This window comes from Roseisolibacter sp. H3M3-2, from assembly GCF_029211165.1.
Lineage (GTDB): Bacteria > Gemmatimonadota > Gemmatimonadetes > Gemmatimonadales > Gemmatimonadaceae > Roseisolibacter.
Map to the genome: position 1 here is coordinate 1 of NZ_JARGEK010000201.1, position 8,761 is coordinate 8,761.

Here is an 8,761-nt window from a genome sequence, read left to right on the forward strand (position 1 = left end):
GCCAGCGCGGGGGCCGCGTCGGCGCCGAGCGCGCGCAGGTAGGCCGCGTCGAGCGGGCGCCCGGCGGCGGCGCGCGCCGAGTTCACGTCGGCGATGCGGGCGTCGGGGTTCACCACGTGCAGGCCGAGCACGAACGCCCACCCCGACAGCAGCGTGCCGAGCGCGAACGGCGCCGCGCGCCCGCGCAGCAGCGTCATCCCGGCCCACACGAACACCACGCCGAGCCACGTCATCAGCGCCGACGCGTAGAAGCGGTCCTGCGTGAGCCCGTACGCGTCGACGTAGAGCCGCATGCGGTCGGCGGCCGACGCCAGCAGCACCAGCACCAGCGCCACCAGCACGCCGGCGGCGGCGCGGAAGGCGTGGTGGGCGCGCCGCGAGCCCGGCGACGGCGTCCCCTCGCCCACGACGCCGTGCGCCACCAGCAGCAGCGGCAGCGCCAGCATCGACACCGCCGCCAGCTCGAAGAAGCCGCGCCGCGCGTACTCGGCGACCGTCAGCCCCGCCGCCTGCAGCGACGCCGCGCCGCCGAACAGCCAGCGGAGCTGCAGCACGCCGAAGCCGACCAGCAGCACGTCGATCAGCCCCAGCGCGACCGTCACCTCGCGCACGCCGAGCCCGATGCGGCGCAGCCCCGCGCGCATCTCCAGCCCCACGGCAGTCAACACGTCCGGCACCCCGTCGGCGCGCGGCGCGCGGCGGTCGAGCAGCGCCGCGAACAGCACGCCGCCGGCGCCCCACGACACGAACGCCGTCATCGCCACGTGCTCGGCGAGCAGCCCGCCGTTCCACCCGAAGGCGCGCTCCAGCAGCCGCGCGAAGGTCGGGTCGGCCGAGACGAGCAGCGCCCCGAAGACGAGCAGCACCGGCGAGGCGAGCAGCCCCCCGCGCGCCAGCGTGCCGAGCCCCGCGACCGCCGCGGTGGTGGGGAGCGGCGCCGCCTCCAGCGCTCGGGCCACGAGCACCGGCGCGCCGAAGGCCACGCGCCCCCCCGTCGCGGCGGCCCCGGCGACGTAGGCGATCGGCCCCGCGCGGTCCACCGCCAGCGCGTCGCCGTGCAGCACCGCCGGGACGAGCGCGCACAGCGCGGTGAGGACGCCGAGCACGTCGAGCGCGACCAGCGTGGGCGCGTCGCGCCACGCCGACGCGGCGGCGAACGCCAGCGCGAGCGCGCCGAGCAGCGCCGCGCCGAGGGTGACGGGTCGCCCCGTGCGCGCGGCCAGCCAGGCGAGGGCGGCGAGCATCGCGGCGACGAGCACGGGGAAGTTGAGCCCGAGCGGGGTGCCGAAGAGCAGCAGGTCGCCGAGCACGCCGACGGCCAGCGCGGCGCCGAGCGCGCGCGGCGCCGCCTCGCGCGGCGAGAGGACGGGGAGCGGCGGGATCGGCGTCGCGGGGAGGCGCATCGGATCACCCGTGGGCGGCGGGGGCGGCGGTGGACGCGGCGGGGAGCGCGCCGAAGCGGCGCTCGCGGGCGGCGAAGTCGGCGAGCGCGCGGCGCAGCTCGTCGGCGTCGAAGTCGGGCCACATCGTGGGCGTGAACCAGAGCTCCGCGTACGCGCTCTCCCAGAGGAGGAAGTCGCTCAGCCGCCGCTCGCCGCCGGTGCGGATCAGCAGGTCGACGTCGGACACCGGGCCCGCGTCGTGGAGGACGGTGCCGAGACGCGCCGCGAGGTCGGCGCGCGGGTCGGCGAGGGCGGTCGGCGGCAGCGCCGCGGCGGCGACGAGCGCGTCGCGTGCCGAGTAGTCGAGCGCGATGCGCAGGTGCAGGCGCGTCCGGCCGGCCGTGGCCGACTCGGCGCCCGCGATCGCGTGCAGCAGCGCCGGGTCGAGGCGGTCGCGCCGCCCGATCACCGTGAGGCGCACGCCGTTGGCGACGCAGCGCGCCGCCTCGCCGTGCAGGTAGCGGCGGAAGAGGCGCATGAGGGCGCGCACCTCGTCGTCAGGCCGCCGCCAGTTGTCGGCGGAGAAGGCGTAGAGGGTGAGACCACCGACGCCCTCGCGCGCGGCGGCGTCGACGACGCCGCGCGCGGCGCGCGCGCCGGCGAGGTGCACGACGGCGCCGGGCCGCCCGCGGCGCGCGGCCCAGCGCCCGTTCCCGTCCATGACGATCGCGACGTGCAGCGGCGACTGCGAAGCACTCTGTGACATAAAGTAGAGGGGCGCGCGGCGTGGGAGGGGGCGGGCGGGGCGATCAGCGCGCGCGGGTGGCGCGGATCAGCGCTTCCATGTGGTCGAGGTAGCGCGCGAGCGCCCTGCGCCCCTCGGCCGTGAGGCGGTAGTCGGTGCGCGGGACGCGCCCCTCGAACGTCTTCTCGCAGCGCACGTAGCCCGCGTCCTCGAGCTTGCGGGCGTGCACGCTGAGGTTCCCGTCGCTCGCCTGGAGCAGCGCCTTGAGCTCGGTGAACGAGAGCGACTCGTTGACCGCGAGCGCGCTGACGATGCCGAGGCGGACGCGCTCGTGGATCAGCTGGTCGAGGTCGGGCGCCGTCCCCGCGGCCGCGGCGCCGCGCACGCCGGCGAGCGCCGGGCGCTCGGCGGGCTTCTCGGCCGGCGCGGCGGGGGGACTGCTCTTGGCGGCACGTGCCGCGTTGGACCTAGCCACCGTGCCTCCTGGCGATGTAGGGACCGAAGACGAGATGCAGCCCGCCGAAGCCGGCGAGCAGGAGGGCGTCGCCCCACGCGGCGGGGCCGAGGACCGCGACCGCGCCGAGGGCGAGGAAGGCCGCGCCCATCGCGGGGACCGCGCGCACCGAGAAGGCGCCCGCCGCGGCGACCGCGGTGCCGTAGAGCAGCAGCCAGACGGCGGGGAGCAGCGCCATCGCGTCGGCGCGCCAGAGCGCGAGCGTGAGCAGCGCGCCGGCGCACATCGGCGGGAGGAAGGCGAGGGCGAGCTTGCGGGCCGCGCCGGTGAGCGTGGGGAGGTCCCCCTCGCGGTGCGCCTTCCAGACCGCGCCGACGACGCTGGCGGTGAGCGCGATCGGCGCGGCGACGAGCCAGACGATGAGGCGCGACGCCGGGTCGGGCGCGCGCGGGGCGAGCAGCCCCGCGGCCGCGCCGACCACGCCGGTGGCGGCCATCCCCCACCCCGAGACCGCCGTGACGCCGGCGGCGCGCTCCATCGTGCTGCGGATGAAGCTCAGGTTGTCCATCGCCCGCGCGTGCAGCTGCGGGGGCGGGACGTCGCGGGGCGCGGGGGCGGGCATGGGAGAAGGATGCGGCGGGCGCGCGTGTTCGTCAAGTACTTCGTACGGCAAAGTGAAGCGGGCGCGCATCGGGCCGGCGTCCCGTCGGAGGCCGGCCCGTCGCGTGTCCCGGAGGCCGCGGCGTCAGCCCGCCGCGGGCGCCAGCGCCTCGACCGCCATCCCCATCGCGTGGTAGCCCTTGTCGACGTAGACCGTCGTCCCGGTGATCCCGCTCGCGAGGTCGCTGGCGAGGAACGCCGCCGTGGTGCCGACCTCGCGCGCGTCGAGCACCTGCGGGAGCGCCGCGTTCTGGCGGCAGTACTCGACCATCTGCGAGATGATGCCGATCGCGCTGGCGGCGCGGCTTGCGTAGGGGCCCGCCGACACGACGTTGACGCGCACGCCCCACTTGCGCCCGGCCTCGTAGGCGAGGAGGCGCGTGTCGCTCTCCAGCGCCGCCTTGGCGCTCGACATCCCGCCGCCGTAGCCGGGGATTGCCCGCTCGCTGGCCATGTACGTGAGCGACGCGAACGAGCCGCCGGGGCGCATGAGGGGGCCGAGGCGCTGCACCATCGAGACCATCGAGTAGGCGCTGGCGCTGACCGCGGCGAGGTAGCCGTTCCGCGAGACCTCGAGCAGCGGCTTCTTTACCTCGGGGCCGTTGGCGAGCGAGTGCACGACGACGTCGAGCGGCCGCTCGCCGAAGTCGGCGACCAGCTGCCTCGCCATGCCGTCGATCGAGAAGTCGCCGCGCTCGGCGTAGCGCTTGTTGGCGCGGATCTCCTCGGGGGCGTCGGCGAGCGTGTCGAACGTCGCGTCGAGCGGGTAGATGCGCTCGAACTGGAGGAGGCCGCCGTCGGGCATGCGGCGCGACTCGTCCATCTTCCCGCGCTCGAGGAGGTTCAGGAAGATCTGGAGCGCCGGGGGCCAGGTGGCGACGCAGACGGAGGCGCCGGCCTCGGCGAGCGCCTTGGCGATGGCGAAGCCGAAGCCGTTGTCGTCGGCGACGCCGGCGACGAGGGCGCGGCGGCCGGTGAGGTCGATGGGGAGCATGGCGGGCAAATGTAGGCGGCGCCGGGGGCGGATCAACGCGGCGGGGGCGCGGGGCGGGGGCTGTGGGCGGCTACGGCGTCTGTACGGTCGCGTTTGCTTGCGCGTGGCAACTGTGTCATCGACATTGTGTCTCAGCGGTGATCTGAGTCACCGCGAGCGTAACACCTTGCGGGTTCGTCATGTACGCGTGGGCTCGTCGCACGCGTGAGACAGCTGTTGCGGAGTCGCCGCCGCGCGGGACCGGGTTCTGGTCCCACGTGACCGGTAACTCATGCCGTGGAAGGGAGTTACGGTCGTGCCCGCCGTGGCCTGGCGGGTGCGTACGCCTCAGGCCGGCGCCCCTGCGCGTCTCCCGCCTTTCCCTCCCGCACACGGCACCCCGGTCGCGAGGCCGGTCCGCAAAGCCACGGGTCTCGTTCTCCTCCGTGGAGACTTGAGACAGCCGGGCTACCGGAGAAGGGTCGCAGCATCCCCCTCCTCTTCGGACGACCCCCCACATGAAGCACCTCGTGCGTCTGCCCCTGGCCGCGCTGCTGCTCGTCGCTGCGTGCGGCGATGGCTCTCCCACCGCCGTGGAGACGGCATCCCCCATCGCGTTCACGCCACGCGGGCCGAACTTCGACCTGATCAGCAGCGGCGTTGCAATCGTCGCTGGCGTGAAGACGATGTCGCTGGCAGCCGGCGGCGCGAACGGGGCGACGACCCTCACCGTCACGCCGCAGAACGACGACGGGAAGAACGGGTGCAATCTCACGGGCGACAAGACGCTCGTTGTTACCGTCGTCTCCAGCAACCCCGCGGTGGCCACGGTGAGCCCGTCGTCGGTGACCTTCAACTCGTGCGGCGCGACGCCGTCGCTCACGGTCACTCCGAAGGCGGTCGGCTCGACTTCGATCAGTCTCACCCAGTTTTCGAACAGCACGGAGGGGTCGTTCGATCTCGCACCGGCCACGTTCACGGTGAACGTCACGGCGAGCAATACGGCTCCGGTGCTCGATGCAATCGGTCCGAAGTCGGTGCTCGAGGGGCAGAAGCTGTCGTTCAGCGCGACTGGGGACGCGAAGGACGCGGGCCAGACCCTCACCTACAGCCTGGTCGGCGCCTCGAACGGCGCGACGATCGACCCCACGTCGGGGCTGTTCGAGTGGACGGCCGGCGACGGCACCTCGACGTCGACCGCGAGCTTCACGGTCCGCGTGAGCGACGGCGTCGACACGGACGAGGAGACGTTCACCGCCACCGTCACGAACGTCGCGCCGACGGCGACGTTCACGGCGCCGACGAGCATCAAGCAGGGCGAGTCGATTGCGCTCGCGTTCTCCGCTCCGATCGACGTCGAGGCAGACAAGCCGGGGCTGACGTACGCGTTCGACTGCGGCACCGGCTACGGCTCGTTCGGCGCCTCGGCGACCGCCAGCTGCCCGACGAGCGGCACCACCACGCGGACCGTGAAGGGCAAGGTCCGGGACAAGGACGACGGTGTCTCCGAGTACACGAAGAGCGTCGAGATCACGCCGAACAATCGGCCGACCCTGAACGCCATCGGTGCCAAGGCGGTGCTCGAGGCGACGCAGCTGAAGTTCACGGCGAGCGGCAACGCGAACGACCTCGGACAGTCGCTCACGTTCAGCCTCGTCGGCGCCCCGGCTGGCGCGGCGATCAATCCGACGACGGGCGAGTTCACGTGGACGCCCGCGGACGGCCCGTCGCAGTCGACCAAGCTGACCGTGAAGGTGAGCGACGGTTTCGACTTCGCGCAGGAGGAGATTGAAGTCACCGTCAACAACGTCAACCCGACGGCCACGCTGAGCGTGCCCGCCACCACGGTGAGCGAGGGGACCCCGGTCTCGCTGACGCTCTCCAACGCGGTCGACGTCGCAGCGGACGAGCCGACCCTCAAGTTCGCCGTCGACTGCGGCAGCGGCTACGGTGCGCTCGCGACGTCGGGGTCGTTCACCTGCCCGACCGCCGACAACGGTTCGCTCGTGGTGAAGGCGAAGGTGCAGGACAAGGACGGCGGGCTCACCGAGTATCCGGCGACCGTCACGGTTACGAACGTCGCGCCGACGGCGACCTTCAACGCCCCGGCCGCGGTGAACGAGGGCGCAGCGATCGTCCTGTCGCTGACGTCGCCGCAGGACGTCCCGGCGGATCTCCCGGGGCTGACCTATTCCTTCGACTGCGGCAACGGCATCGGATATGCCGCGGCCGGGGGGGCCAGCACCGCGTCCTGCCCGACCACGGACAACGGCAGCCGCACGGTCAAGGGCAAGGTGATCGACAAGGACGGCGGCGTGACCGAGTACACCGCAACCGTCACGATCAACAACGTCAACCCGACGGCCACCTTCTCGGCGCCCAGCACGGTGACCGAGGGGACCGCCATCCAGCTCTCGCTGTCGAACCCGCAGGACGCCGCGGGCGACCTGCCGACGCTGCAGTACGCCTTCGACTGCGGCTCGGGCTACGGCGCGGCCAGCGGGACGCACACCGCTTCGTGCGCGACCACGGACAACGGGACGCGTCCGGTGAAGGGCAAGATCATCGACAAGGACGGCGGGTCGACCGAGTACTCGTCGAGCGTGGCCATCACCAACGTCGACCCGGCGATCTCCGCGCTTTCGATCCCGTCGGCGCCGATCGCCGCCGGGCAGACGGTCACGGTGACCGCGAGCTTCACCGATCCGGGCACCGCCGACACCCACACCGGCAGCACGATCGTCTGGGACATCGACGCGCTCGCGGGCTCGGACTTCGCGACGCCGAAGACGGTCACCTCGGTGAGCGGCGGGGTCGCGACGTTCGCGCGGTCGCTGCCGGCCGGCGTGTACACCGTTCGCGTCACCGTCCTCGATGACGACGGCGGGTCGGACGTCGAGACGGCCGCGGGCTACATCGTGGTCTTCGACCCGACGGGCGGCTTCGTGACCGGCGGCGGCTGGGTCGACTCGCCCGTGAACGCGATGCCGGACAACCCGACTGCCTTCGGCAAGGCGAACTTCGGCTTCAACGCCAAGTACCAGCGCGGCGCGAACGTGCCCACCGGCAACACCGAGTTCCAGTTCCACGCCGGCGCGCTCGACTTCAAGAGCACGGACTTCCAGTGGCTGGTCGTGGCCGGGGCCCGCGCGCAGTTCAAGGGCACGGGAACGATCAAGGGCCGCTCGGGCAGCTTCCAGTTCCTGCTCACCGCGGTCGACGCCGCGGTCGGCGGCGGAGGCTCGGTCGACAAGTTCCGCATCAAGATCACCGGCCCGAACGACGTCCTCGTCTACGACAACGGACTCGGCGCCCCCGACGACTCCGACTCGGGGAGCGCCCTGAAGGGCGGCAACATCAGCATCAAGCCCTGAACGCAGTAAAGGGGCATGACGACGCCCCCGGGCCTTCAAGCCCGGGGGCGTTCGTCGTTCGGACGGTCCCGAATCGCCGCCCCACGTGAACCTTCCGTCACGCAACCCGTTCACCCTGCGTGATTTGCCCCACACCAATGTGGCGCACGTCACACTGGCCCCGAACGCCCGTCCGTATCACATTTGAGCCTGCCACCCGGCGCGTCCGCCGGGGCCGGTCCGTCTCTGGGACACCACGATGGCCAAGCTACTCCTGGTCGAGGACGACCGGATGTTCGCGGAGCTGATCCGCCACGCCCTCCGTGAGGAGGGGCACTCCGTCGACCTCGCCGCCGACTACGCCGAGGCGCGCGGCGCCGCCACGGGGGGGGAGTACGACGGCATCCTCCTCGACGTCACCCTCCCCGACGGCAGCGGCCTCAATCTCGCCCGCGAGCTGCGCCAGGAGGGGAGCGACACCCCCATCCTGATGATCACCGGCAACGACGGGCCCCGCGACGTCGTCCAGGGGCTCGACGCCGGCGCCGACGACTACCTCACCAAGCCGCTCGACGACGAGATCCTCAAGGCGCGCGTCCGCGCCCTCGTCCGCCGCCGCGAGCCCAAGGGGATCTCGACCCTCGCCTTCGGCGGCATCGTCGTGGACCGCGCCATGCGCCGCGCCACCATCGACGGGCAGCGCGTCTCGCTCGCCCCGCGCGAGTTCACCCTGCTCGCCTTCCTCGTCGAGCACGCGGAGCACGTGGTCGCCCGCGCCGAGCTGCTGGAGAAGGTGTGGGACCTGTCGCTCGACCCCAACTCCAACGTCATCGACGTCCACGTGGCGCGCCTGCGCGGCAAGCTCCGCGAGCACAACGCGCAGCCGACGCTGGTGACCGTCCGCGGCACGGGCTACGTCCTCACCCTCGGCGCGCGCGCGGACGGGTAGGGGCGGTGGCGCACGGGGGCGCGCCCGCGCCGGCGGGCGCCGAGGCGCTCGCGAAGCTGCGGCGCTTCGGCGGGGAGAAGCTGGCGCACGACCTGGTGGCGATGTTCGTCGAGTCGCTCCCCGGCCGCGCCGCCGAGGCGCGCGCGGCCCTCATCGCCGGCGACCGCGACGCGCTCGCCCGCCTCGCCCACGGCCTCAAGTCGTCGTGCGCGCAGCTCGGCGGCGTCGGCGCCGCGCCCCGCGTG

The 8,761-nt window shown here is 73.4% G+C and carries 8 protein-coding genes and 1 riboswitch; of the genes, 3 read left to right on the forward strand and 5 right to left on the reverse strand.

The features are described 5' to 3' along the window. From PYV61_RS15865 to PYV61_RS15885, 5 genes are all read right to left on the reverse strand, one after another. On the reverse strand, positions 1–1,403 hold a 1,403-nt coding region (locus PYV61_RS15865), incomplete at its 3' end, for a DUF4173 domain-containing protein (protein ID WP_275833309.1). A 4-nt stretch (positions 1,404–1,407) separates the two neighbouring features. Next, complete coding sequence (gene uppS / locus PYV61_RS15870) at positions 1,408–2,148, reverse strand: polyprenyl diphosphate synthase (protein WP_275833311.1); 741 nt, start codon at positions 2,146–2,148, stop codon at positions 1,408–1,410. 43 nt (positions 2,149–2,191) lie between these two features. Then, positions 2,192–2,602: a transcriptional regulator gene (locus PYV61_RS15875; RefSeq protein ID WP_275833313.1), complete on the reverse strand. Its 411-nt coding sequence runs from the start codon at positions 2,600–2,602 to the stop codon at positions 2,192–2,194. Further along, positions 2,595–3,203: a hypothetical protein gene (locus PYV61_RS15880; protein ID WP_275833315.1), complete on the reverse strand. Its 609-nt coding sequence runs from the start codon at positions 3,201–3,203 to the stop codon at positions 2,595–2,597. The genes PYV61_RS15875 and PYV61_RS15880 overlap by 8 nt, the downstream gene beginning before the upstream one ends. A 123-nt stretch (positions 3,204–3,326) precedes the next feature. Continuing rightward, positions 3,327–4,235, reverse strand: coding sequence for an enoyl-[acyl-carrier-protein] reductase (locus PYV61_RS15885; protein WP_275833317.1), 909 nt, complete (start codon positions 4,233–4,235; stop codon positions 3,327–3,329). A gap of 363 nt (positions 4,236–4,598) precedes the next feature. Then, positions 4,599–4,690: riboswitch (cyclic di-GMP riboswitch) on the forward strand. A gap of 42 nt (positions 4,691–4,732) precedes the next feature. Between PYV61_RS15885 and PYV61_RS15890 the strand changes: the two genes are divergently transcribed. From PYV61_RS15890 to PYV61_RS15900, 3 genes are all read left to right on the forward strand, one after another. After that, on the forward strand, positions 4,733–7,588 hold the full coding sequence (locus PYV61_RS15890; RefSeq protein WP_275833319.1) for a putative Ig domain-containing protein: 2,856 nt from the start codon (positions 4,733–4,735) through the stop codon (positions 7,586–7,588). Between the two features lie 238 nt (positions 7,589–7,826). Beyond that, complete coding sequence (locus PYV61_RS15895; protein ID WP_275833321.1) at positions 7,827–8,516, forward strand: response regulator transcription factor; 690 nt, start codon at positions 7,827–7,829, stop codon at positions 8,514–8,516. Between the two features lie 5 nt (positions 8,517–8,521). Continuing rightward, on the forward strand, positions 8,522–8,761 hold a 240-nt coding region (locus PYV61_RS15900), incomplete at its 3' end, for an Hpt domain-containing protein (protein ID WP_275833322.1).